This window comes from Streptosporangium sp. NPDC003464 (assembly GCF_053588315.1).
On the sequence record NZ_JBSFPS010000145.1, the window covers coordinates 1 to 24,960 of the forward strand.

Genomic DNA, 24,960 nt, shown 5'->3' on the forward strand with positions numbered 1-24,960 from the left:
GCGGGCACCGTGACCGGGCTACGGGCCGGGGTGGGCGAGAGCGTCACCGCCGGCGCCACCGTCTGCGACATCAAGGACACCTGACCACCCCCACCTCAACAGCCCCGGCGATCGGCGGCCGGGGCGCCGGAGGTGATCAGTAGGTGCCGCTCCGGCGCATGGCGCGGGGCCGCCCGTCGGGGTCGCACACGATCCGGTAGAGCGGGGCGGCCCAGACGGTGGTCAGGGGCGACAGCGGCGACGGCTCGTACAGCCGGAGCCGTCCATCCGGCCGCGGCCCCCGGCGGCTCTCGGCGTGCCACCGTTCGAGGGCCTCGGCGGAGGCGGCGAAGGCGGCGAAGAACGACTCCGGGGCCAGCAGGTCCGCGTCGGGCAGGTCGGGACGGTCGAGGTGCTCGCGCGCGAGGGTCAGCCGCAGGTCGCGGGGGAAGCGGCGAGCGCCGTCCCCGTGGCCCGCCGGGTCGGCGGGCTCCCGGCCGTCCGGGGTCCCGTCGAGCACCGCGCAGGTCAGCTCGGAGTCGTAGGTCCAGGACCTGCGGTTGAAGTTGTCCGAGCCGATCGTCGCCCACACGTCGTCGATCACGCAGACCTTGGCGTGGACGTAGACCGGAGTGCCCTGCCGGTTCTCGAGGCCGTACACCGCGAAGCGGTCTCCGCCCGCCTCCTTGAGGATGGACAGGGCCTGGTTGCGGCCCAGTATCTGGGGGGTGCCGTTGAGCGCGCCGTCCTGGTCGGGGTGGAGCGGGAGGACGCTGATCATCAGCAGGTCCGGGTTGACCTTGAGCGCCTCGGCGAAGGACTCGGCGATCTGCGGCGACCACAGATACTGGTCCTCGATGTAGATGAGGGAGCGGGCCCGGCGCAGCGCCTTGAGATAGCCGCGGGCGACGCTGCGTTCTCCCCGCGGGGCGAACGGGTAGCGCGTGCGCCGGTGGGCGTAGGTCCGCAGGAGCTGTACGGCGTGCGGGCCGCAGGCGGGCGGATCGGGGAACTGCGGCGGCAGCGGATCCGGCCGGGTGTCCTCCCGCCGCACCAGGTCGGCGAGGCGGTGCAGGGGGTTGCGGGTCAGCGGCCCGGGGTCCTCCCAGCGCTCCCGGAACACGGCTTCGACGTCGCCGACGGCCGGTCCCTCGATCGCGGCCTGCACGTCGTGCCAGGGCGGGCGCGCGCCGTACACCTCGGCCATGGGGGCGGCCTGGGTGTCCCCGGCGTGGGAGGCGTCGTCCCGGCGGCTCCAGCACAGGTCGATGCCGCCGACGTAGGCGATGTCGCGCCGGGGGTCGGCGCGGTGCCGCAGCACCACGAGCTTCTGGTGGTGCGAGCCGCCGGGTGGGACGCGCATGTCACGCAGGCACTCCCCGCCGGCGGCCTCGATGGCGTCCCCCAGGTGGCGGTTCTCGGCCTCGCTGAAGCGGAACCGGTCCCAGTGCGAGCGCCACAGGAGACCCTTCACCACGACACCGCGCCGCGCGGCCGCGGCGAACACCTCGGCGACCTCGGTGCCGGGGCCGTCCAGCCGCTCGCCGGGATCGCCGCGCCAGTCGGTGAACAGCAGCAGGTCTCCGGCGCGCAGCTCGCGGACGCGGGCCAGCAGCTCGGTGAAGTACGGCGCGCCGTGCGGGACGGGGCGTACGGCGTTCCCGCTCGACCAGGCGGTGTCGCCGTCGTGCCGGGCGTCGATCCGGGACGCCGGGTTGCCGCGTTCGGCACCGGTGAGGAACCAGCTGTCTGCCTTCATCCGGTGCGGGCTGCGCTTGAAGTCCAGGCTCGCCCGGCTGGTGGACGATGAGTGGTCTGCCTTCATCCGGTGCGGGCTACCCCTTTTTACCTCCGTTTCACGTTGCGCGCCGGCGGGAACGGGCTCCACGCGTGTGGAGCCCGTCCGTATGCGCGTCCGTGCGCCGGGCCGTATGCCCGCGGCCCGGTGCCCGGCCTCTGCCCGGCCGTCCGGTCTAGCCGGGGGTCCTCGGGAGATCCGAGATGCTCTCCAGCCAGGCCCGGTGCAGGCCGGCGAAGCGGCCGTCCCGCGCGACGAGCTGGTCGGGCGGGCCGTCCTCCGCGATCCCGCCGCTGTCCATCACGAGCACCCGGTCGGCGATCTCGATGGTCGACAGCCGGTGCGCGATGATCAGGGCGGTCCGTTCCGCCAGGATCGTCCGCATCGCCCGCTGCACCAGCCGCTCACCGGGGACGTCCAGGCTGGAGGTCGCCTCGTCGAGGATCAGCACCGCCGGATCGGCGAGGAAGGCCCGGGCGAACGCCACGAGCTGCCGCTGGCCGGCCGACAGCCGGCCGCCGTGCTTGGCGACCTGGGTGTCGTAGCCCTCGGGAAGCGCCGAGATGAAGTCATGGGCGCCGATGGCCCGGGCGGCCTCGACCACTTCGGCCATGGTCGAGCCGGGCCGGCCGAACCTGATGTTGTCGGCGACCGAGCCGGTGAACAGGAAGTTCTCCTGCGTCACCATGACCACCGCGCCGCGCAGCGAATCCTCGCCGAGATCGCGCAGGTCCACCCCGTCGAGCAGCACGCGGCCGGCCACCGGGTCGTAGAACCTGGAGACCAGCTTCGCCAGCGTGGTCTTCCCCGCCCCGGTGGTGCCGACCACCGCCACGCTCTGGCCCGCCGGGATCACCAGGTCCATCCGGGACAGCACCGGGGTGCCGTCCAGGTAGGAGAACTCCACCTCCTCGAACCGGATCTCCCCGCGTGGCCGCTCCAGCGTCACGGGATCGCGCGGCTCGGCCACCGCGGGCCGTTCCTCCAGCACGCCGGAGAGCTTCTCCAGGGCGGCCCCCGCGGACTGGAAGGTGTTGTAGAACTGGGAAATCTCCTGCATCGGCTCGTAGAACTGGCGCAGGTAGAGCAGGAACGCCGCGAGCACGCCCACCGTGACGTCGCCGCCGATGGCCAGCCAGCCGCCGTAGAACAGGACGGCGGCGACCGTGACGTTCCCGATGAGCTTGACTCCCGGCATGAAGACCGAGATCAGGTGCATGCTCCGTACGTTGGCGTCCCGGTAGTCGGCGTTGAGCTGGGCGAAGATCTCCTGGTTGCGCGGCTCCCTGCGGAACGCCTGGACCGCCCGTATGCCGGTCATCGACTCCACGAAGTGGACGATCACCAGCGCCACGGTCTCCCGGGTCCTGCGGTAGGTGATGCTCGACTGCCGCCGGAACCAGCGGGTGAACAGCAGCAGGACCGGCAGCGGCAGCAGCGCGACCACGGCGAGGTGGACGTCGAGGACGAGCAGCACGACCGCGGTGCCGGTCAGCGTCAGCACGGCCGTGACGAGGCCGTCGAAGCCCGACTGCAGCATCTCGGAGATGGCTTCGATGTCGGAGGTGAGCCTGGCGACGACCCGGCCCGAGGTGTAGTCGTCGTGGAAGGACAGCGACAGCCTCTGGAAGTGGCCGAAGACCCGCCGCCGTAGCTCCAGCAGGATGTTCTGGCCGATGCGGCCCGCCATCCGCAGGAACACCTGCCGGGTGGCCGCCTGGATGACCGCCGCGGCCAGCACCGCCACGACGACCGTCACCAGCGTGGCCGGCCCCTGGCCCGCCACCATCGGCGGGATGCCGGTGTCGATGCCCACCTTGATCAGGTAGGGGATGGCGAGGGCGGCGGCGTTGCAGATCACGATGACCGCGACGAGCAGGACGATCTCCCTGCGGTAGGGCCGCAGCAGCTCGCCGAGCAGCCGCCGTGACCGGGTGCGGAGCAGGAACGACACCTGCTCCGACAGGTCGTCCTGGTTCTCGGCGGCGACGCCGCGCCAGCCCTGTGTCGTGCTCTGGCTCATCGCAGTGCCCCCTCGCTGTCCAGGCCGCCGTCCAGGTCGTCCAGCTCGCCGTCCAGGCTGCCCAGGTCGTCCGGGGCGCCGTCCGGTCCGTCCGGGCGGGACGGCCCCTCCGGGGTGTCGTCCAGGTCCGCCGACAGCAGCGACCGGTACTCCGGCACGCTCGCCATCAGCTCGTGGTGGCGGCCGACGTGCGCGATCGTGCCGTCCAGCAGCAGGGCCACCTTGTCGGCGAGCAGGACGGTGGAGGCGCGGTGCGCGACGACGATCCCGGTGGCGTCCCGCAGGACGTGCCGGAGCGCCTCCTCCACCAGTGCCTCGGTCTCGACGTCCAGCGCCGACAGGGTGTCGTCCAGCACGAGGACCTTCGGCCGGCTGAGGACCGCGCGGGCCAGGGCGAGGCGCTGACGCTGGCCGCCGGACAGGGACATGCCCTGCTCGCCGATCCTGGTCTCCAGCCCCCACGGCAGCTGGTGGACGAACCCGGCCTGGGCCACCCGCAGCGCCTGCTCGATCTCCTCCTCGGTGGCGTCGTGCCGCCCGAGGGTGAGGTTCTCCCTGACGCTCATGGAGAACAGGGTCGGCTCCTCGAAGGCCGTGGCGACCATCGAGCGCAGGGCGGGCAGCGACAGGTCCCGCACGTCGTGCCCGTCGATCGTCACCCGGCCCGCGCTGACGTCGTACAGGCGGGGGACGAGGGCGGTCAGCGTGGTCTTGCCCGAACCCGTCGCGCCCACGATCGCGACCGTCTCTCCCGGCCGCACCTCCAGCCAGACGTCGCGGAGCACCGGCTTCTCGGCGCCCGGGAAGCGGAACTCCACGCCCTCGAAGCGCAGGTGCCCGCGGGGGTGCTCGATCACGTGCGTGCCTCCGGCGATCTCCGGGTCGGTGTCGAGCACCTCCATCACCCGGTCCGCCGAGGTCATCGCCTCCTGGGCCATCACCAGGATGAAGCCGAGGGCCGAGACGGGCCACACCAGCTGCAGCATCAGCGTGGTGAAGGCCACCAGCGTGCCCAGTGTCAGCGATCCCGAGCCGACCGCGAGCGCGCCGAGCAGCAGCACGCTGGCGAGCGTGACGTTCGGGATGACCTCCAGGAAGGTGAAGAACCTGGCCGAGAGCCGTACCTTCTCCATCGAGGTCCGGTAGATCTTGCGGGCCCCGTCGTCGAAGACACCGGAGACGTGGCGGCCGCGGCCGAAGGCCTTGATCGTGCGGATGCCGACGGCGGACTCCTCGATCACGGTGGCGAGGTCGCCCTGCTCGTCCTGGACCTGGCGGGAGACGGTGATGTAGCTCCGCTCGAAGCGCAGCGAGGTGACCACGACCGGGACCGCCGACACGGCGACCAGCAGGCCGAGCGGCCAGTACATCTGCAGCAGCAGCCCCGTCACGGTCACGATCTGGACGATGATCAGGACGAGGAAGAGCAGCCCGAAGCCGAGGAAGCGCCGGATCGCCGACAGGTCGGTGGTGGCGCGGGAGAGCAGCTGGCCGGACTGCCAGGCGCCGTGGAAGCTCATCGGCAGCCGCTGCAGGTGCCGGTAGAGGTCGTCGCGGATCGTGGTCTCCAGGCCGAGGACGGCGTCGGCCAGGAACCATCTGCGCAGGAAGATGAGGAGCGCCTCGATCACGCCCAGCGCCAGGGCGAGCAGTGCCAGGGGGAGGAGCGCTCCGGTGTCACCGCGGGCGACGGGGCCGTCGATGATCTCCTTGCCGATCAGCGGGATGACGATGCCGATGGCGATCCCGGCGAAGGCCGGTATCCAGATGAGCAGCAGGCGGGTGGTGTAGGGGCGGAGGTAGGACTTCATCCGCCACAGCGAGTCCATCCTGCCGCGGTGCGGACGGGGGGTCGGGGACTGATGGGTTGCGGTATCTCGCCCGGGGGCGTCGGTATCAGGGGGCATCAGCAGGCAGCACACTCCTCACGGGTTCCGTTGAATTGATCACCGTTCCTGGGCAGAAGCCCAATAAGGCTAAGACTCCCGTCAACCGGTTTTCCGCGCCGTGAACATCCGGCGGTGTCGCGCTGAGCGGCGTCCCCCGCCCGGCCGTCCGGCACCGGGTGACGGTCAGAGTCTCCCGACCGGGCGGGGCGCCGACAATTATCCCCAGAGTGTCCGTTCTGTAACTCATGGTGTCCGCAGGGTGGGCGGCCGGGCCGGACCCCTCCCGTCCCCGCCGTGCCCCGGCCACGCCGTGGCCGCCCGCGGCGGCGTGGCGGCCGCGCTCTTCCGACCGGAGCGGACCGCGCTCCTCCAGCCGGAGGAGATCTGTGTCTTGCTAGGGACTTTCGGCCCTGGAAGTGCGGACATTCGCCTCGGTGAACGGCCTGCCGGGTCCTTCTAGCCTGGTCCGGGCCGCAGTCGCGCGTCCCCCTCACCGTGCTTCTGGAGGCTTCATGCTGTCCGCGGAATCAGCCGCCATCGTCCGTGCCACGCTGCCGGTTGTCGGCGCCTCGCTCGACGCCATCACCACACGGTTCTACGAGACGATGTTCAGCGAGCGGCCGGAGCTGCTCGACGGCCTGTTCAACCGGGGCAACCAGGCCAACGGCGAGCAGCGCAGGGCGCTGGCCGGCTCCATCGCCTCGTTCGCCACCGTGCTCCTGGACCACCCCGACGAGCGGCCCGACGCCCTGCTCGCCCGCATCGCCCACAAGCACACCGCGGTGGGCGTCACCGACGACCAGTACGTGATCGTTCACAAGTACCTGTTCGGCGCCATCGCCGAGGTGCTGGGCGAGGCCGTCACCGCGGAGGTCGCCGCGGCCTGGGACGAGGTGTACTGGCTGATGGCCGGCGCGCTCATCGCGATGGAGGCCCGCATCTACGCCGAGGCCGGCGCGCGCGGCGGCGACACGTGGCGGCGGTGGCGGGTCGTCGCCCGCCGGGACGAGACCCCGGACGTGGTCTCGTTCCTGCTGCGCCCGGCCGACGACGACCCGGTCCCGCCCGCGCGCCCCGGCCAGTACGTCAGCGTCCGCGTCCGCATGCCCGACGGCGTGCACCAGCTGCGCCAGTACACGCTGTCGAACGCCGGCGAGGACAGGCTGCGCAGGATCACGGTCAAGCGCGTGGACGGCGACCCCGCCGGCGAGGTGTCCACGCTGCTGCACACCACCGTGCGGCCGGGTGACGAGCTCACCCTGTCGGCGCCGTTCGGCGAGGTGACGCTGGAGGACGGGGACGCACCGCTGGTGCTGGTGTCGGCGGGCATCGGCTGCACGCCCATGGTGGCGATGCTCGATCACCTGGTCGCCACCGGTTCGAGCCGCCGTGTCCTGGTGCTGCACGCCGACCGCTCGCCGGCCGAGCACGCGCTGCGTGAGGACATGCTGCGGCCGGCCGTCGAGCGGGTCTTCTGGTACGAGAGCGGCGCGGCCGCCCCCGACCGCGACGGCCTGATGGACCTGGACGGGGTCGAGATCCCGGACGGCGCGGTCGCCTATCTGTGCGGTCCGATGCCGTTCATGCGTGACGTGCGCGCCCGGCTGATGCGGGCCGGGGTGGCGGCCCGCGACATCCACTACGAGGTCTTCGGCCCGGATCTGTGGCTGGGGGCGAACTGATGGTCCATCGGGCCGGCGGTCAGGGACTTTGGTCCCTGCCGCAGCCGGGTGGTCAGCCCGAATCATGATCTATGTCCGCTGTTACCCCTGGGGCGAGGAAGACCTGTGACTGATATTGACTCCACCCCCGGCATGGGGCCGTTGCTCGCCGCCCGTGCGTTCTTCACCAAATCGGAGGTGTCGGCCGACGGCCGCACCCTGCACCAGATCAACCCCAGCGGCTGGGACCGCTTCTACCGGGACCGGTGGGCGCACGACAAGGTGGTGCGCTCGACGCATGGCGTGAACTGCACGGGATCGTGCTCGTGGCAGGTGTTCGTCAAGGACGGCCTGATCACGTGGGAGCACCAGGCGACCGACTACCCGTCGGTCGGCCCCGATTCGCCCGAGTACGAGCCGCGCGGCTGCCCCCGCGGCGCGTCCTTCTCCTGGTACACCTACTCCCCCTCGCGGGTGCGCTACCCGTACGTGCGGGGCGTGCTGCTGGAGATGTGGCGCGAGGCCAAGGCCAGGCTGGGCGACCCGGTGCTGGCGTGGGCGGAGCTGACCGGCGACCCGGAGCGGGCGCGGGCGTACAAGCGGGCGCGCGGCAAGGGCGGGTTCGTCCGCTCCGACTGGGACGAGGTCCTGGAGCTGATGGCCGCGGCGCACGTGCACACGGTCAAGCAGTACGGCCCCGACCGGGTGGTGGGGTTCTCGCCGATCCCGGCCATGTCGATGGCGTCGTTCGCGGCCGGCACGCGGTTCCTGTCGATGATCGGCGGCACGCTGCTGTCCTTCTACGACTGGTACGCCGACCTGCCGATCGCCTCCCCGCAGGTGTGGGGCGACCAGACGGACGTGCCGGAGTCGGCCGACTGGTGGAATTCCCGCTACCTGATCATGTGGGGTTCCAACATCCCGGTCACCCGCACCCCGGACGCTCACTTCATGACCGAGGCCCGTTACCAGGGCACCAAGGTGGTCGCGGTCAGTCCCGACTACGCCGACAACGTCAAGTTCGCCGACGACTGGCTGGCGCCGCACCCGGGCACGGACGGCGCGCTCGCCATGGCCATGGGGCACGTCACGCTGACGGAGTTCTTCCGCGACCGCCAGGTCCCTTACTTCACCGACTACGTCCGGAAATATACGGATCTTCCGTTCCTGGTGACGCTGGAGCCGCGCGGCGACGCGTACGTACCGCGCCGCTTCCTCACCGCCGCCGACCTGCTTGAGGACGGGGGCGACACCAGCGAGAACGCCGAGTTCAAGACCGTCTTCCTGGACTCCGGGACGGGCGAGGCCGTGGTGCCGAACGGCTCGCTGGGCTTCCGCTGGGGCCAGGAGGGCGAGGGCCGCTGGAACCTCGGCCTGGACGGCGCGGTCCCGGAGCTGACGCTGCTGGACCGGTCGGAGCGGGCGGTCGCCGTCGACCTGCCGCGCTTCGACGAGGGCGCCACCGAGGGCGGCTCGATCATGCGCCGTGGCGTGCCGGTCACCGAGGTGGGCGGCAAGCTGGTCACCACGGTCTTCGACCTGCTCATGGCCCAGTACGGTGTCGCCCGCGACCTGCCGGGCGAGTGGCCGCAGTCGTATCTGGACGCGAGCCAGCCGTACACGCCCGCGTGGGCGGAGGAGATCACCTCGGTGCCCGCCGCGACGATCGCCAGGATCGCCCGCGAGTTCGCCCGCAACGCCGAGCGGACCCGGGGCAAGTCGATGATCGCGATGGGCGCGGGCACCAACCACTGGTTCCACTCCGACCAGATCTACCGCTCCTTCCTCACGCTGGTGCTGCTGACCGGCTGCCAGGGCGTCAACGGCGGCGGCTGGGCGCACTACGTCGGCCAGGAGAAGGTCCGCCCGATCACCGGCTTCCAGCACCTCGCCTTCGCCTTCGACTGGCAGCGGCCGACCCGGCACATGGCCGGGACCGCGTTCTGGTACCTGGCCACCGACCAGTGGCGTTACGAGCAGTTCGGGGCGGCCGAACTCGCCAGCCCGCTCGGCTCCGGCACCTTCGACGGCAAGTCGTTCGCCGACTGCAACGCCCAGGCCGCGAGGCTCGGCTGGCTGCCCTCGCACCCGACCTTCAACCGCAATCCGCTCACCCTCGCCGACGAGGCCGACCGGGCCGGCGTACCGGTGGCCGAGCACGTCGTGAACGAGCTGAAGTCCGGAGGTCTCCGCTTCGCCGCCGAGGACCCGGGCGACCCGGCCAACTTCCCCCGCGTGCTGACCGTGTGGCGGGCCAACCTGCTCGGCTCCTCGGGCAAGGGCAACGAGTACTTCCTGCGGCACCTGCTCGGCACCGACGCCGAGACCCGTAACCAGGAAGGGCTGCACCCGACCGAGGTGACCTGGCGCGAGGAGGCCGCCGAGGGCAAGCTCGACCTGCTCACCGCGATCGACTTCCGGATGACGTCCACGGCGCTGTTCTCCGACGTCGTGCTCCCGGCCGCCACCTGGTACGAGAAGCACGACCTGTCCAGCACGGACATGCACCCGTTCGTGCACGCGTTCAACCCGGCCATCGCCCCGCCGTGGCAGACCCGCAGCGACTACGACGCCTTCCTCGCCCTCGCCGACCGCTTCTCCGAGCTGGCCGCCGATCACCTGGGCAGGCGCACCGACGTGCTGGCCGTTCCGCTCACGCACGACACCCCCGACGAGCTCGCCCAGCCGGGCGGCCGGGTGCGGGACTGGAAACACGGCGAGTGCGAGCCCGTACCCGGCAAGACGATGCCGAAGATCGTGGCGATCGAGCGCGACTACGCCGCCATCGGCGAGCGCATGCGCTCCATCGGGCCGCTCTTCGCCGAGTTGGGACTGACGACCAAGGCCGTGACCTACCGGGTCGGTCCGGAGCTCGACTACCTGGCCAGCAAGAACGGCACCACCGGCGAAGGACGCGTCTCGCTGGACACCGCCGACCGGATGTGCGAGGCCATCCTCGCGCTGTCGGGCACCACCAACGGCCGCCTGGCCACCCAGGGCTTCGAGAGCCTGGAGCGGCGCACCGGCACGGAACTGGCCGACCTGTCGGCCGAGCACGAGGGCAAGCGCATCACGTTCGCCGACACGCAGTCCAGGCCGCAGCCGGTGATCACCTCGCCCGAGTGGTCCGGGTCGGAGACCGGCGGGCGCCGCTACTCCGCCTTCGTGATCAACGTCGAGCGGGACAAGCCCTGGCACACCTTGACGGGCCGCCAGCAGTTCTTCCTCGACCACGACTGGATCATCGAGCTGGGCGAGCAACTGCCCGCCTACCGGCCGCCGCTCAACATGCGCCGCCACTACGGCGACCAGGGCGAGGGCGGGGCGGCCGAGGTCACCGTGCGCTACCTGACCCCGCACTCGAAGTGGTCCATCCACTCCGAATACCAGGACAACGCCTACATGCTCGCCCTCTCGCGAGGCGGACCGACGATCTGGATGAGCGTCGAGGACGCCGCCGCGATCGGGGTCGCCGACAACGACTGGATCGAGGCGTACAACCGCAACGGCGTGGTCGCGGCCAGGGCGGTCGTCTCGCACCGCATGCCGGCCGGGACCGTGTACATGTACCACGCCAAGGACCGCAACGTGAACGTGCCGCTCACCGAGAGATCGGGCCGGCGCGGCGGCGTGCACAACTCCCTCACCCGGCTGCTGCTCAAGCCCAGCCACCTCATCGGCGGGTACGCGCAGTTCACCTACGCCTTCAACTACTACGGGCCGACCGGCAACCAGCGTGACGAGGTCACCGTGATCCGCCGCCGCGGCCAGGAGGTGACCTACTGATGCGCGTCATGGCACAGGTAGCCATGGTGATGAACCTGGACAAGTGCATCGGCTGCCACACCTGCTCGGTCACCTGCAAGCAGACGTGGACCAACCGGGACGGCGTGGAATACGTCTGGTTCAACAACGTCGAGACCAAGCCGGGTGTCGGCTACCCCAAACGCTACGAGGACCAGGAGCGCTGGCACGGCGGCTGGGAGCTCGACCGGCGCGGGCGGCTCAAGCTCCGCGCCGGCGGCCGGGTCAAGCGGCTGCTCAACCTGTTCGCCAACCCGGACCTGCCGGACCTGGACGACTACTACGAGCCGGCCACCTACGACTACGACACCCTCATCAACGCCCCCGCCGGGCCGCACGTCCCGGTCATCCGCCCCAAGTCGGCCATCACCGGCAAGGACATGAACATCACGTGGGGCGCGAACTGGGAGGACGACCTCGGCGGCGCCCCCGAGCACGCCCACGGCGACCCCAACCTCGCGGCCATGGCCGAGAAGGTGAAGATGGAGTTCGACCAGACCTTCATGTTCCACCTGCCGCGCATCTGCGAGCACTGCCTCAACCCGGCCTGCGTCGCCGCCTGTCCCTCCGGCGCGATGTACAAGCGGGAGGAGGACGGCATCGTCCTGGTGGACCAGGACCGCTGCCGCGGCTGGCGCATGTGCGTCTCGTCCTGCCCGTACAAGAAGGTGTACGTCAACCACAAGACCGGCAAGGCCGAGAAGTGCACGTTCTGCTTCCCCCGCATCGAGGCGGGACAGCCGACCGTGTGCGCGGAGACCTGCGTCGGCCGGCTGCGCTACATCGGCCTCATCCTGTACGACGCCGACGCCGTCCTCGATGCCGCCCGCGTCGCCGACCCGCGCGACCTGCTGGAGGCCCAGCGCCAGGTCTTCCTCGACCCCGACGATCCCGAGGTGGCCGCGGCCGCCCGGGCGGGCGGGATCAGCGAGGACTGGATCGAGGCCGCGCGACGCTCGCCGATCTACCGGCTGGCCATGCGCTACCGGGTGGCGCTGCCGCTGCACCCCGAGTACCGCACGCTGCCCATGGTCTGGTACATCCCGCCGCTGTCGCCGGTGCTCGACGCCGTCACCGGCATGGGCGCCGACGCCGACGACCCGGACAACGTCTTCCACGCCATCACCGACCTGCGCATCCCGCTGGAGTATCTGGCCGGCCTGTTCTCGGCCGGGGACACCGAGGTCGTGGCCGGGGTGCTGATGAAGCTGTCGGCCATGCGCTCGTACATGCGGGCCCGCACCCTCGACGGCAGCGTGGCCTCGGACCTGCTGGAGTCGGCCGGGATGACGGCGGAGGACATGGAGGAGATGTACCGGCTGCTGGCCATCGCCAAGTACGACGAGCGCTACGTCGTGCCCGCCGCCCACCGCGAGGACGCCGCCGCGCTGTCCGCCCAGATGGACGGGTGCAGCCTGGACGGTGACGGCGGGCCCGGGATGAGCGAGTTCCACCCGACCGGCGTGACCGGGCGCCGCGGCGACGGCCGCATGGGGCTCAAGCTCTTCGTCGGCAAGGGAGGCACGGCGTGAAGCTCACCACCTGGCCCCGCCGCCCCGCGCCCGCCGCGCCCGGCCCGCACAGCGAGCCCGCCCGGCGCGCCGGGCGCGCGCTGCCCGAGCTCTGCCCGCAGGACCGGGCGACGCTGCTCCGGCTGGTGTCGCTGCTGCTTCAGTATCCCGACCCCGGCCTGATCGCCGCGCGTGAGGAGCTGGCCGCGGCCGTGGACCGGTTGCCGGAGTCGGCGGCGCGCGAGTCGCTGACGGGGTTCGTCGAGTGGTTCCGCGCCACCGAGCCGATGGCGCTGGCGCGCGCCTACGTCGAGACGTTCGACCTGCGCCGCAAGTCCAGCCTCTACCTCACCTACTACCTGCACGGCGACACCCGCCGCCGCGGCATGGCCCTGCTGACGATCAAGCAGCGCTACCGGGTGGCCGGGCTCACCCCACCGGAGGGCGAGCTGCCCGACTTCCTCCCCGTGGTCTGCGAGTTCGCCGCCCTGGCCGGGCCCGCCGCCGGCGAGGCGGCGCTGCGCCAGCACCGCAAGGGCCTGGAGCTGATCCGCACCGCGCTGCACGAGGGCGGCTCGCCGTACGCGCGCGTCCTCGACGCGCTCTGCGCCGAGCTGCCCGGCCTGTCGGAGGCCGAGCGGGCCGCGGTGGCCGATCTCGCCCTGGCGGGACCGCCCGCCGAGGATGTGGGGCTGGCCCCGTTCGGCCCGCCCCTGAACGGATTGGAGGTGCGGCCGTGAGCGTCGCGCTCTGGGTGGTCGTGCCCTACATCGCTTTGACGATCTTCGTTGTCGGTCACGTCTGGCGCTGGCGCGTCGACCAGTTCGGCTGGACGACGCGTACCACGCAGGTGCTGGAGAGCCGGCTGCTGCGGCTCGGCTCCCCGCTGTTCCACCTCGGCGCGTTCGCCGCCATCGGCGGTCACGTGCTCGGCCTGCTCGTCCCGAAGAGCCTGACCGAGGCGGTCGGCGTCGACGAGCACCTCTACCACCTGGTGTCGGTGAGCGCCGGAACCGTGGCCGGGATCATGGTGGTCGCGGGACTGGGGCTGCTGCTGGCCCGCCGCTTCACCAGCCCGCGGGTGCGCCGCACCACGACCCGCGCGGACAAGGTCCTGTTCACCGTGCTGGCGGCGGTGATCCTGCTCGGCATGACCGCGACCGTGGGCAAGAACCTGCTCGGCGGCGGCTACGACTACCGCGCCACCATCGCCGTCTGGTTCCGCGGCGTCCTGACCTTCCGCCCCGACCCCGACCTGATGGCGGACGTGCCGCTGATCTTCCAGCTGCACGCGCTGTCGGCGTGGGTGCTCACCGCGATCTGGCCGTTCACCAGGCTCGTCCACGTGTGGTCGGCGCCGCTCGCGTACCTGTGGCGGCCCTACGTCGTCTACCGGCGACGCACCCCGCTCGGCGCGCGTCGATGACCGGCATCCAGCGTTTCACGGCAAGGAGCGAGGAATGAGCGTTGTCCAGGTGGCGGTGCCGCCGGACGGCGGACCCATGCGGACCGGCACTCCCGTCACCGCGCGAGCGCCCATCCCACAGCTGGAGGACTGCGTGCTGTCCATCGCCGATCACTTCACCGAAGCGTTCCACGCCGAGCATCGCGAGGTCAGGGATCTGCTGCTCGCGCTGATCGACGCCTTCAGGGGCGGCGACTCGGCGCGGATCAGGAAGCTGGTCGAGACACTGTCGGCGACCATCGGGCCGCACTTCCGCTACGAGGAAGAGGCCATGTACCCGGGCCTGCTGCCCATCTTCGGCGGAGATCACGTGGACAAGCTGCTCAGCGACCACGACGACACGATCCGCAACATCCGCGAGCTCGCCGAACTGGCGGAGGCGGCGATGCTCAACGACCTGGAGGAGATCGGCGAGGACCAGGCCGCGCGGGGAATCGAGCTGGTGCGCGCGATCCTGCCGCACGTGAGCGACTGCGACGGCCTGTCGATCATGGTGGAGACACTGCCGGAGGACGACGTCGTGCACATCCTCGCCACCCGCGACGTGGCCAGGGAGACGGACGCCGACCTGCTGACCTGGGCGCGTACGATGCGGGCGCGTCGTGTCTGAGGCCGCGCTCCCCGTCCTGATCCAGGGTGGCATGGGCGTCGCGGTGTCCGGATGGCGGCTGGCGCGCGCAGTCGCCCGGACCGGGCAGCTCGGCGTGGTGTCGGGCACCGCGCTGGACGTCACCCTGGCCCGCCGGCTGCAGCTCGGCGATCCCGGGGGGCACCTGCGCCGGGCGCTGGCCTGCTTCCCGGTGCCCGCGATCGCCGAGCGGGTGCTGGGCCGCTACTTCGTGCCCGGCGGGACGGAGCCCGGGCAGCCGTACCGGCCGGTGCCCCGGCTCGGGCTGCGGCCCAACCGCGCCCGCGACGAGCTGATCGTGGTCGCCAACTTCGCCGAGGTCTTCCTCGCCCGGCAGGGGCACGACGGCCTGATCGGCGTCAACTACCTGGAGAAGATCCAGCTGGCCACGCCGGCCGCCGTCTACGGGGCGATGCTGGCCGGCGTCGACTACGTGCTGATGGGCGCCGGCATTCCGGCGGAGATCCCGTACCTGCTCGACGAGTTCGCCGCGCACCGCCCGGCCGAGATCACGGTCGCCGTGGCCGGCGCCGACGACACGCGGCACACGATCGGCCTCGACCCCGCCGCGCTGTCGCCCCGCCCGGCCGAGCCACTGCGGCGGCCGAAGTTGCTGGCGATCGTCTCCTCCCACGTGCTGGCCACCTACCTGGCCCGCTCCCCGCAGGCACGGCCCGACGGGTTCGTCCTGGAGACGCCGGTGGCCGGTGGGCACAGCGCGCCGCCGCGCGGCCGCCTGCAACTGGACGCGGCCGGCGAACCGCTGTACGGCCCGCGCGACGAGGTCGACACCGGCAGGGTCGCGGCGCTCGGGTTGCCGTTCTGGCTGGCCGGCGGCTACGGCACGCCCGACGGGATGGCCCGGGCGCTGGCCGCGGGGGCCACCGGCATCCAGGTCGGCTCGGCGTTCGCGCTGTGCCGCGAATCCGGACTCGACGACGGGCTCAGGCGCCGCCTGCTGCGCGAGGCCGCCGCCGGGACCCTGGAGGTCCGCAACGACCCGCGCGCCTCGCCGACCGGCTTCCCGTTCAAGGTCGCGCAGGTGCCCGGGACCCTGTCCGATCCCGGGGTCCACGAGCAGCGGCCCCGGCTGTGCGACCTGGGCTACCTGCGCACCCCGTACGTCAAGCCCGACGGCGCGATCGGCTACCGCTGCCCCGCCGAACCCGTCGACACCTACGTGCGCAAGGGCAGGCCCGCCGAGGAGGCCGCGAGCCGCCAATGCCTGTGCAACGGTCTGACCGCCGCCATCGGCCTGGGCCAGCACCGCGGCGACGGCTACCGTGAGCCCGCCCTGCTCACCCTGGGCCAGGACGCCGCCTTCCTCGACGGGCTGCCCGAGGACCACTCGGCCGCCGACGTCGTGCACCGCATCCTGCTGGGGGCACCCGCATGACCGGCACCTCACCGAGAGCCCTGGCCGGCACCCCGCACCGGACCCCTGAGCCGGGATGTAACAGACAGCACGCGCTGATGCGTGATGACAGCAATGAGGGAAGATGACGATGACCGACAAGAAGGACCCGGCCGCCGTCGGCGGCAGACCCGCGCTCATGCTCGGCCTGGCGACCCTCGGATTCGCGCTGAACTTCTGGGCCTGGGCGCTGCTCAGCCCGCTGGGGCCGCGGTTCAAGGACCTGCTCGGCCTGTCGGCCGCCCAGCAGGCCCTGCTGGTCGCCGTCCCGGTGATCGTCGGGTCGCTGGGCCGTATCCCGGTCGGCGCGCTCACCGACCGCTTCGGCGGCAGGGTGATGTTCCCGCTGATCTCGGCCGCCACCATCGTGCCCGTCGTGTTCATCGGCGTGGCCGGGCAGAACTCGCTGCCGATGCTGCTGGTCGGCGGCTTCTTCCTGGGCATCGGCGGAACGGTGTTCGCGGTGGGCGTGCCGTTCGTCAATGCCTGGTTCCCGCCGCACCGCCGTGGCCTGGCCATCGGCATCTTCGGCGCGGGCATGGGCGGCACCGCGATCAGCGCCCTGACCACGGTCAAGCTCGTCAAGGCCGGCGGCTCGGCCACCCCCTTCCTCATCACCGCGGTCGCGCTGGCTCTCTACGCCGCCGTCGCCTGGCTGGTCATGCGCGATGCGCCAGGCCGCGCCGTCTCGGCGCAGCCGCTGTCGGGACGGCTCGCGGCCACCGCCAAACTGGCGATCACCTGGCAGGCCTGCGTCCTGTACGCCGTGGCGTTCGGCGGCTACGTCGCCTTCTCCGTCTACCTGCCCGCCTACCTGCAGACCGGCTACGGGCTGGAGCAGGCCGACGCCGCCGACCGCATGGCCGGGTTCGTGGTCCTCGCGGTCGTGATGCGGCCGATCGGCGGCTGGCTGTCCGACCGGATCGGCCCGATCCCGGTCCTGGCCGGCGTGTTCGCCGTGGTCGCGATCGCGGCGGCGGTCCAGGCCCTCACGCCCGGTCTGATGCCGGTGGGCACGATCGCCTTCCTGACCATGGCCGCCGCGTTGGGTGCGGGCAGCGGCGCCACCTTCGCGCTCGTCGCGCAGGCCGCGCCGGCCGACAGGGTCGGCGCGGTCACCGGGCTGGTCGGCGCCGCGGGCGGGCTGGGCGGGTTCGTGCCGCCGCTGCTGATGGGCTTCCTCTACGGCGAGCTCGGCTCCTACGGGTTCGGCCTGGCGCTGCTGGCCGCGACCTCGGCGCTGACCGTGGTGCTGACGATGACCGTGGTCCGCCTGACGGCCTCGCGACGCCTCACCCCGGTGACGTAGCCGTCCGGGTATGTGGTCGGCCGGGTCCGTCCGACGTCGTGCTCGCCGCGCCCCCGTGCTCACGTCCGCCGGATGCGCGCCCGCATCGAGCGGAGGTCCGGCTGCTCACCCCGGCCCCGGACAGGGGATGATCGGAACAGGGGACCGTCCGCCGGGGGGCGGGCGGCCCGCGGGGTGAGCGATGCGAAGGGGCGGCCGATGAACAGGGCACGCGGTCGGCTGCGCGTCTATCTGGGCGCGGCCCCCGGTGTCGGCAAGACCTTCGCGATGCTCGACGAGGGGCACCGGAGGCTGTCGCGGGGCACCGACGTGGTCGTGGGCCTCGTCGAGACCCACGGCCGCCCCCGCACCGCCGAGCTGATCGAGGGCATCGAGGTCGTCCCCCGCAGGACCATCCCCTACCGGGGGACGACCTTCACCGAGCTCGACGTCGAGGCGGTCGTCGCGCGCGCGCCGAAGGTGGCGCTGATCGACGAGCTGGCGCACACCAACGTGCCGGGCTCGAAGAACGCCAAGCGCTGGCAGGACGTCGAGGAGATCCTCGACGCCGGCATCGACGTCATCTCCACCGTCAACATCCAGCACCTCGACTCGCTCAACGACGTCGTCCAGCAGATCACCGAGGTGCCGCAGCGCGAGACCGTGCCCGACGAGGTGGTGCGGCGGGCCGACGCGGTGCAGCTGGTGGACATGCCGCCGGACGGGCTGCGCCGCCGGATGGCCCACGGCAACATCTACGCCCCGGAGAAGATCGACGCGGCGCTGTCCAACTACTTCCGGGTGGGCAACCTGACCGCCCTGCGCGAGCTGGCCCTGCTCTGGCTCGCGGGCAAGGTCGACGACCAGCTCGACCAGTACCGCGCCGACCACGGCATCGCCGGGACCTGGGAGGCCCGCGAGCGCGTCGTGGTCGCGCTGACCGGCGGCCCCGAGGGCGACACGCTGGTACGGCGGGCCGCCCGCATCGCGGCCAGGACCAAGGGAGCCGACCTGCTGGCGGTGCACGTCACCCTCTCCGACGGGCTGGGCGGGGGCGACCCGGCGCACCTGGCGCGCCAGCGGGCGCTGGTGGAGAGCCTGGGCGGCACCTACCACCAGGTGATGGGGGAGAACGTGCCACGCGCGCTCCTCGACTTCGCCGGCGGCGTGAACGCCACGCAGCTGGTGCTCGGCGCCTCCCGCAGGGGCCGGTTCGCCCAGCTGTTCTCCCGGGGCGTCGGGGTGACCGCCACCGCGCTGTCCGGCTCCATCGACGTCCACATGATCACCCATGCCGAGGTGGGCAGGGGCGGGCGGGCCGGCCGGCCGAGGGCCGCGCTCACCCGCACCCGCAGGCTCGCCGGCTGGGCCATGGCGCTGCTGGGCATCCCGGCGTTCACCGCCGCGCTGCTCCCCTTCAGGGCCGACCTGACGCTGCCCGGCGCGATCCTGCTGTTCCTGCTCACGGTCGTCGGCGTCGCGCTGGTGGGCGGCATGTGGCCGGCCCTCACCGCCGCCGTGGCCGGCTTCCTCCTGCTCAACTACCACTTCACGCCGCCCTTCGGCCGGTTCACCGTCTCCGACCCGCACAATCTGCTCGCGCTGAGCGTCTACGTCCTGGTGGCAGCCATGGTGAGCGCGGTCGTGGACCTGGCGGCCCGGCGCACGCGGGAGGCGGCGCGGGCGCGGGCGGACGCCGAGGTGCTGTCGACCCTGGCGGGTCACGTGCTGCGCGGCGAGGCGGCGCTGCCGTCCCTGCTGGCACGGCTGCGCGAGACCTTCACCCTGACCTCGGTGACGCTGCTGGAACGCGTCGGCGAGCCCGCCCCGGACGACCAGTCCGTGCCGGGGGCGTGGCGGATCGTGGCGACCTCGGGCGGGCCGCCCTGCGGCTGCCCGGGGGACGCCGACACCGACGTGGCGATCGACGGGGACCTGGTGCTCGCTGCGCGCGGCCGGCTGCTCGACGCCGCCGACCGGCGGGTGCTGGAGGCGTTCGCCGCGGAGGCGGCGGTGGCGCTGCGCCAGGAGCGCCTGCGCCGGGAGGCGGACCTGGCCGGGCCGCTGGCCGAGGCCGACAAGATGCGCACCGCCCTGCTCGCCGCGGTCAGCCACGACCTGCGCAGCCCGCTCGCCTCGGCCAGGCTCGCCGTCGGGAGCCTGCGCGGCACCGAGATCGAGTGGAGCGCGGAGGACCGCGAGGAACTGCTGGCCACCGCCGAGGAGTCCCTGGTCAAACTCGACCGGCTGGTCGCCAACCTGCTCGACATGAGCCGCCTGCAGGCGGGCGTGCTCGGCCTGACCCTGCAGCCGGTCGCGCTGGAAGAGGTCATCCCGCGCTCGATCGACGACCTCGGCCCGCTCCGCGACCGCGTCGAGGGCGACATCTCCGTGGACCTGCCCGAGATCCTCGCCGACCCCGCGCTGCTGGAGCGGATCCTGGTCAACGTCATGTCCAACGCCGTGCGCTACAGTCCGGCGGGCAGGAAGGTCCTCATCACCGCCAGCCGGCACGGCGACCACGTCGAGATCCGGGTCGTCGACCGCGGCCCCGGCATCCCGCCCGAGGCGCACGACCGTGTCTTCATGCCGTTCCAGCGGCTGGGCGACCGGGACAACCACACGGGCGTCGGGCTGGGGCTGGCCCTGTCCCGGGGGCTGGCGGAGGCGATGGGAGGGATGCTTGTTCCGGAGGAAACGCCAGGGGGAGGTCTCACCATGATCCTTACACTGTCCGTCCCCTCGCGGGCACGCACATGACGCGCGTCCTCGTCGTCGACGACGAACCGCAGATCCTGCGGGCCATGCGGATCAACCTCCTCGCCCGGCACTTCGAGGTGGCACTGGCCCCGGACGGGGGATCGGCCCTGCGGCAGGCCGCCGACTGGCACCCCGACCTGATCGTTCTCGACCTCGGGCTGCCCGACATCGACGGCGTGGACGTCATCCACGGGCTGCGCGGCTGGACCGCCGTGCCGATCATCGTGCTCTCCGGGCGGGCCGGGAACCAGGACAAGATCGAGGCCCTGGACGCGGGCGCCGACGACTACGTCACCAAGCCGTTCAACATCGAGGAGCTGCTGGCCCGCATGCGGGCGGTGACCCGCCGCACCGCCGTCCAGGACGCCGAGCCCGCCCAGGTCCGGATCGGCGGCCACACGGTGGACCTGGCCAACAAGACGATCTCCGGGGGAGTGCGGCTGACCCCCACCGAGTGGCGCATGCTCGAACTCCTGCTGCGCAACCCGGGCAAACTGATCAGCCAGCGGCAGATGCTCACCCAGGTGTGGGACAGCAGGCACACCACGGAGACCAACTACCTGCGCCAGTACATGGCCCAGCTCCGCCGCAAGCTCGAACCCGACCCCGCGCGCCCGGTCCACCTGCTCACCGAACCGGGGATGGGCTACCGGTTCCAGCCCTGACCCCCGCCACCGGGCCTCCGCCACTCGGCCGTCCTCGCCCGGCGACCGCCGCCGCCCGGCCGCCGTCACCAGGCTTCCACCGCCCGGCCGCCGTCACCGGGCTTCCACCGCCCGGCCGTCCTCGCCGGGCCGCCGCCGCCCGGTCGCCGTCACCGGGCTTCCACCGCCCGGCCGTCCTCGCCGGGCCGCCGTCACCGGGCCGCCGCCGCCCGGCCGCCGTCACCCGGCCGGCAGGGTGACGGCGGTGACGGCCAGGCCGTCGGCGACGAGCCAGCGTCCGGTGAAGCCGGTCAGCCGCCGGCCCGCGACCAGCGGCCCGGGGACGAGAAGGCGGGCGGTGAAGGTGCCGGAGGGCTCGAAGGCGACCAGGGCCTCCTCGAAGTCGAGCCAGCGCCGGGCCAGCGGGAACCACGCCTTGTAGACGCTCTCCTTGGCGCTGAACAGCAGCCGGTCCCAGTGGACCGGGCCGCCGAGCCGTTCCAGCGCGTCCCGCTCCCGGTCGAGGGCGATGGCCTGCAGGACCCCCGGGGGCAGCGGCCCGTGGGGCTCGGCGTCGATGCCGACGGCGACGGCCTTCAGGGAGACGGCCGCCGCCCGGTATCCGGCGCAGTGGGTGATGGCGCCCGCCACCCCGTCGGGCCACATCGGGGCGCCGTCCCCGTCGGCCGGGATCGGCGCCGGCGGCAGTCCGAGCCGGGACAGGGCCTGGCGGGCGCAGTGACGGGCGGTGGTGAACTCGCGCCGCCTCTTGTCCACCGCCCCGGCGACGACGGCCTCCTCCTCGGGGAACAGCGCCGCGCCGGGCGGGTCCCGGAAGGCGTCCGCGCAGGCGACCCAGGACGGCAGGATCCTCTCGATCACGGAACGGCCCGCGGGGCGGGCAGGATCACGCGCGGCCGGCCGGGCGGGGTGGAGCGGGGCCGCCACTCGCGGGGGTAGCCCAGCGAGACCTCCTCGAAGCGCACGCCGTCGTGCCAGGTGGTGCGGGGGATGTGCAGGTGTCCGTAGACGACCGCCTGGGCGTTGAAGCGCACGTGCCAGTCGGCCGTCTGCTCGGTGCCGCACCAGATCGCGAACTCCTGGTGGTGCATGACCAGAGTCGGCTCGCGGACCAGCGGATAGTGGTTGACGAGCACGGTCGGCACCCCCGGGGGGCAGGCCGCCAGGCGGCGCTCGGTCTCGGCGACCCTGGCCGAGCACCAGGCCGGGCGGGAGGGATGGGGGTCGGGGTGCAGGAAGACCTCGTCGGTGCAGACCACGCCCTTGTCGTAGGCGAGGGCGAGCGCCTCCTCCGCCGTCGCGACGCCGGGCACGCGGAAGGTGTAGTCGTACAGCACGAACAGCGGGGCGACGGTGACCGGCCCGCCCGACCCGTCCCAGACCGGGTAGGGGTCCTCGGGGGTCGTCACCCCGAGGTCGCCGCAGATCTTCACCAGGTGCCGGTAGCGTTCCTCGCCGCGCAGCTGGACCGGGTCGGAGGGGTGGGTCCACAGCTCGTGGTTGCCCGGGACCCACACCACCTTGGCGAAGCGCTCGCTGAGCAGGCCCAGCGCCCACTCGACGTCGGAGACCTTCTCGGAGACGTCTCCGGCCACCAGCAGCCAGTCGGAGGCGGAGACGGGCCGCAGCTCCTCGACGATGCGCCGGTTCTCCTGGTATCCGATGTGCAGGTCGCTGATGGCCAGCAGCGACGTCATGCCCGGACCTCCCCGGCCGCGACGGTCTCCGGGCCGGGTACGGCGAGCGGCCCGGCGGACGGCGGCAGGGCCCCGGACGGCGCGGTCCCTCCTGGCCGGGGGAGACGGCCCCCCCGGGCGTCGCTCCGTGGCGCTGGGTGGAAGCGCCGGATCGGGGAACGGGCTGCCGTCAAGGTCCTTCTCCTTCGGTCGGGCCTGTAAGGATGTCGCCGTGCCGCCCCGCCTCCGGGGCGGGGGCCAGTTTCTTGCTATGAGCGATGTTTGTCCAGGATCCGCTGGATCGGTGGCGCACGTCCACCGCCGAGCGGGACGAGGGCCCGCGCGGTCCGTGCGGCCCGCGTCCGGGGGTCTCTCTACCAGCGGTGGTGGACCAGGGGCCGCAGGAGCTCGTCGTGGACCTCCCGCACGCCCGCGGGCGTCTCCTCCGTCAGGGGAGCGGACCCGAGGGCGGTGTCGGCCCGCGCCTGGCCGGTGCGCGCCCCGCGGCTCACGGCCGCCGGGTGGAGCCGCGCTGGACTACCCTCCACTCGACCGGCCCGCCGCCGCTCTCCTCGTCGAGGACCAGCCGGGCGCATCGGGCGCCCTGGTCGCGCAGGGACTGCGCGACGGTCGTCAGGCCGGCGGCGGCGGCCGCGTCGGTGTCGTCCCAGCCGGTGACGGCGAGGTCGCCGGGGACGGCCAGGCCCATGCGGCCGGCCGTCCGCAGCAGGCCCAGCGCGAGCTCGTCGCTCATCGCCGCGACGGCGTCCGGGACGTCCGGGCCGGCCAGCAGGTCGGCGGCGAGCCGTTCGGCCTCCCGGGCGCTGTTCCTGGAGCAGACGGCCACGCGCACCCGCGACCACGGGCCGCCGGTCTCCGCCCACGCGTCGCGGAACCCCCGCAGGCGCTGGCGGGTCACCCGGAAGCTCGCCGTGGCCGGATCCAGCGCCCGGTGCACGCCGGCGGCCCGCGCGCGGTCGAGGGGGAAGCTGAGCACCATCGGCCGGTGGGCGCCGGCGAAGGCCGCCGAGGCCACCGCGCGGGCCGCCGCCCGGTCGTCGACGGCCACGAACGACAGGTCGTCGCGGCGCGGGCCGCCGTGCACGACGGCGGGGAGACCCGTGGCGGCGACCGCGTCCACCACCGGGTCGTCGTCGGAGGTGGTCCACACCACGAAGCCGTCCACGGCCGCCTCGGCCACCCGGTCGACGTCGCCCGGAGCGCCGGTGACGGGCACGATCGTGAGCCCCAGGCCGTGGCCGGCGCACACTTCGGCGACCCCCGCCAGGAAGCGGGCGGCCTGCGGGTCTTCGAAGGCGTAGGTCAGGTGCTCACCGAGGATCACCCCGAGGCTGCCCGCGCGGCCCCGCCGGAGCGAGCGCGCACCCGGGTGGGGGCCGGGGTATCCCAGCCGCTCGGCGGCCTCGCGGACCCTGGCGCGGGTCTGCTCCGAGACCCGCTCCGGCCGGGCGTAGGTGTAGGAGACGGTCATCACCGACACCTCTGCCGCCCTGGCCACCTCCGCCATCGTCGGCCGCCGGCGCGATGCAGCTCTTGTCATCCCTCACTTTAACGTGTGTATCGTTACACACATGTCTCTCCAAGCGGGCGGAGCGCGGGTCAGGGCGGCCTACTGCGGGTTCGCCGTCTTCGGAGTCTTCTGGGGGGTGTGGGGCGCGTCCGTCCCCGCGATCCGGGACCAGGCCGGGCTCACCGACGGGGAGCTGGGCACGGCGCTGCTGTACATCGGTGCCGGGGCGCTGCCGGCGATGCTGACCGCCGGACGGGCCGTCGACCGGTGGGGGCACCGGCTGACCGCGCTCCTGCTCGTCCTGCTCGGCGCCGCCGGCGTCGCGGTGGCCGTCACCGCGAGGGACCTGCCGAGCCTGTCCGCCGGGCTGGCGGTGCTCGGCGCGGTGTCGGGCGCCGCGGACGTGGCCGTCAACGCGGCCGCCGGTTCCGCCGAGAGCGCCGCCGGCCGGCCGGTCATCACCCGGGCGCACGGCGTCTTCTCCACCGCTGTGGTCGTGGCCAGCCTCGCCACCGGCCTGCTCGGCGGTGTCGCGGCGTCCGTGGTGGTGCCGTTCGCACTGGTCACCGCCGCCGCCGTGGGGGCGGGCCCGGTCATCGCCGCCGTCGCCCGCGACCGCTCCGGCGTCCCCGGCCGGTACGGCCCCCCACCAGGGCCCGGCGCCTCCGACGGTCATGGCCGGCCACCGGGGTCCGGTGCCTCCGACGGTCATGGCCCGCCGCCAGGGTCCGGTGCCTCCGATGGTCAGCGGCCCGAGTCCGCCGTTTCCGGTGGGTACGGCCCGTGACCTGAGGGGCGCTCCGGGCCGGGGCGGCCGACGCCGGTCTCCGCCGGACGACATGGCCCGCCGGACGCCCCGCCGCCGGAC

18 protein-coding genes are annotated in these 24,960 nt (G+C 72.9%); 11 read left to right on the plus strand and 7 right to left on the minus strand.

Annotation, left to right across the window (positions count from 1 at the left end):
* Nucleotides 1–136 precede the first annotated feature (136 nt).
* The 3 genes from ACWDS7_RS28235 to ACWDS7_RS28245 all read right to left on the minus strand — a co-directional run bounded on the left by ACWDS7_RS28235 (nt 137) and on the right by ACWDS7_RS28245 (nt 5,629).
* Entirely contained in the window at nt 137–1,804 is a 1,668-nt protein-coding gene (locus ACWDS7_RS28235; protein ID WP_451931739.1) for a phospholipase D family protein, read from the minus strand.
* Nucleotides 1,805–1,952: 148 nt separating this feature from the next.
* Entirely contained in the window at nt 1,953–3,800 is a 1,848-nt protein-coding gene (locus ACWDS7_RS28240) for an ABC transporter ATP-binding protein (protein ID WP_451931740.1), read from the minus strand.
* Nucleotides 3,797–5,629 (minus strand): ABC transporter ATP-binding protein, encoded by a 1,833-nt coding sequence (locus ACWDS7_RS28245; RefSeq protein WP_451931741.1) that lies wholly within the window; start codon nt 5,627–5,629, stop codon nt 3,797–3,799. Before ACWDS7_RS28245 ends, ACWDS7_RS28240 begins: the two co-directional genes overlap by 4 nt.
* Nucleotides 5,630–6,201: 572 nt before the next feature.
* Between ACWDS7_RS28245 and ACWDS7_RS28250 the strand changes: the two genes are divergently transcribed.
* From ACWDS7_RS28250 to ACWDS7_RS28295, 10 genes are all read left to right on the plus strand, one after another.
* Entirely contained in the window at nt 6,202–7,371 is a 1,170-nt protein-coding gene (locus ACWDS7_RS28250) for a globin domain-containing protein (RefSeq protein ID WP_451931742.1), read from the plus strand.
* A 132-nt stretch (nt 7,372–7,503) separates the two neighbouring features.
* Complete coding sequence (locus tag ACWDS7_RS28255; RefSeq protein ID WP_451931750.1) at nt 7,504–11,136, plus strand: nitrate reductase subunit alpha; 3,633 nt, start codon at nt 7,504–7,506, stop codon at nt 11,134–11,136.
* Complete coding sequence (gene narH, locus ACWDS7_RS28260) at nt 11,136–12,686, plus strand: nitrate reductase subunit beta (RefSeq protein ID WP_306875040.1); 1,551 nt, start codon at nt 11,136–11,138, stop codon at nt 12,684–12,686. Before ACWDS7_RS28255 ends, narH begins: the two co-directional genes overlap by 1 nt.
* The gene (gene narJ / locus ACWDS7_RS28265; RefSeq protein ID WP_451931743.1) at nt 12,683–13,405 is read left to right on the plus strand and encodes a nitrate reductase molybdenum cofactor assembly chaperone; all 723 of its coding nucleotides are present in this window, start codon (nt 12,683–12,685) and stop codon (nt 13,403–13,405) included. Before narH ends, narJ begins: the two co-directional genes overlap by 4 nt.
* Complete coding sequence (narI, locus tag ACWDS7_RS28270) at nt 13,402–14,091, plus strand: respiratory nitrate reductase subunit gamma (protein ID WP_306875034.1); 690 nt, start codon at nt 13,402–13,404, stop codon at nt 14,089–14,091. The genes narJ and narI overlap by 4 nt, the downstream gene beginning before the upstream one ends.
* Before the next feature lie 34 nt (nt 14,092–14,125).
* The gene (locus ACWDS7_RS28275) at nt 14,126–14,740 is read left to right on the plus strand and encodes a hemerythrin domain-containing protein (protein ID WP_451931744.1); all 615 of its coding nucleotides are present in this window, start codon (nt 14,126–14,128) and stop codon (nt 14,738–14,740) included.
* The gene (locus ACWDS7_RS28280) at nt 14,733–16,154 is read left to right on the plus strand and encodes a nitronate monooxygenase (protein ID WP_451931745.1); all 1,422 of its coding nucleotides are present in this window, start codon (nt 14,733–14,735) and stop codon (nt 16,152–16,154) included. The genes ACWDS7_RS28275 and ACWDS7_RS28280 overlap by 8 nt, the downstream gene beginning before the upstream one ends.
* A 103-nt stretch (nt 16,155–16,257) precedes the next feature.
* Complete coding sequence (locus ACWDS7_RS28285; RefSeq protein WP_306875024.1) at nt 16,258–17,481, plus strand: MFS transporter; 1,224 nt, start codon at nt 16,258–16,260, stop codon at nt 17,479–17,481.
* Nucleotides 17,482–17,679: 198 nt separating this feature from the next.
* The gene (locus ACWDS7_RS28290; protein WP_451931746.1) at nt 17,680–20,220 is read left to right on the plus strand and encodes a DUF4118 domain-containing protein; all 2,541 of its coding nucleotides are present in this window, start codon (nt 17,680–17,682) and stop codon (nt 20,218–20,220) included.
* Nucleotides 20,217–20,885 carry a response regulator gene (locus ACWDS7_RS28295; RefSeq protein WP_306875018.1) on the plus strand — a complete coding sequence of 223 codons (669 nt, stop codon included), beginning with the start codon at nt 20,217–20,219 and terminating at the stop codon, nt 20,883–20,885. The genes ACWDS7_RS28290 and ACWDS7_RS28295 overlap by 4 nt, the downstream gene beginning before the upstream one ends.
* A 219-nt stretch (nt 20,886–21,104) precedes the next feature.
* Here ACWDS7_RS28295 and ACWDS7_RS28300 read toward each other — a convergent pair whose 3' ends face one another.
* From ACWDS7_RS28300 to ACWDS7_RS28315, 4 genes are all read right to left on the minus strand, one after another.
* Nucleotides 21,105–21,746, minus strand: coding sequence for a 4'-phosphopantetheinyl transferase family protein (locus ACWDS7_RS28300; RefSeq protein ID WP_306875015.1), 642 nt, complete (start codon nt 21,744–21,746; stop codon nt 21,105–21,107).
* Nucleotides 21,743–22,582, minus strand: coding sequence for a metallophosphoesterase family protein (locus ACWDS7_RS28305; RefSeq protein ID WP_451931747.1), 840 nt, complete (start codon nt 22,580–22,582; stop codon nt 21,743–21,745). The genes ACWDS7_RS28300 and ACWDS7_RS28305 overlap by 4 nt, the downstream gene beginning before the upstream one ends.
* A gap of 353 nt (nt 22,583–22,935) precedes the next feature.
* The gene (locus tag ACWDS7_RS28310; protein ID WP_451931748.1) at nt 22,936–23,073 is read right to left on the minus strand and encodes a hypothetical protein; all 138 of its coding nucleotides are present in this window, start codon (nt 23,071–23,073) and stop codon (nt 22,936–22,938) included.
* Complete coding sequence (locus ACWDS7_RS28315; RefSeq protein WP_451931751.1) at nt 23,070–24,089, minus strand: LacI family DNA-binding transcriptional regulator; 1,020 nt, start codon at nt 24,087–24,089, stop codon at nt 23,070–23,072. The genes ACWDS7_RS28310 and ACWDS7_RS28315 overlap by 4 nt, the downstream gene beginning before the upstream one ends.
* A gap of 64 nt (nt 24,090–24,153) precedes the next feature.
* On the opposite strand from ACWDS7_RS28315, the gene ACWDS7_RS28320 reads away from it, so the two are divergent.
* Complete coding sequence (locus ACWDS7_RS28320; RefSeq protein WP_451931749.1) at nt 24,154–24,879, plus strand: MFS transporter; 726 nt, start codon at nt 24,154–24,156, stop codon at nt 24,877–24,879.
* The last annotated feature ends 81 nt before the right edge of the window (nt 24,880–24,960 follow it).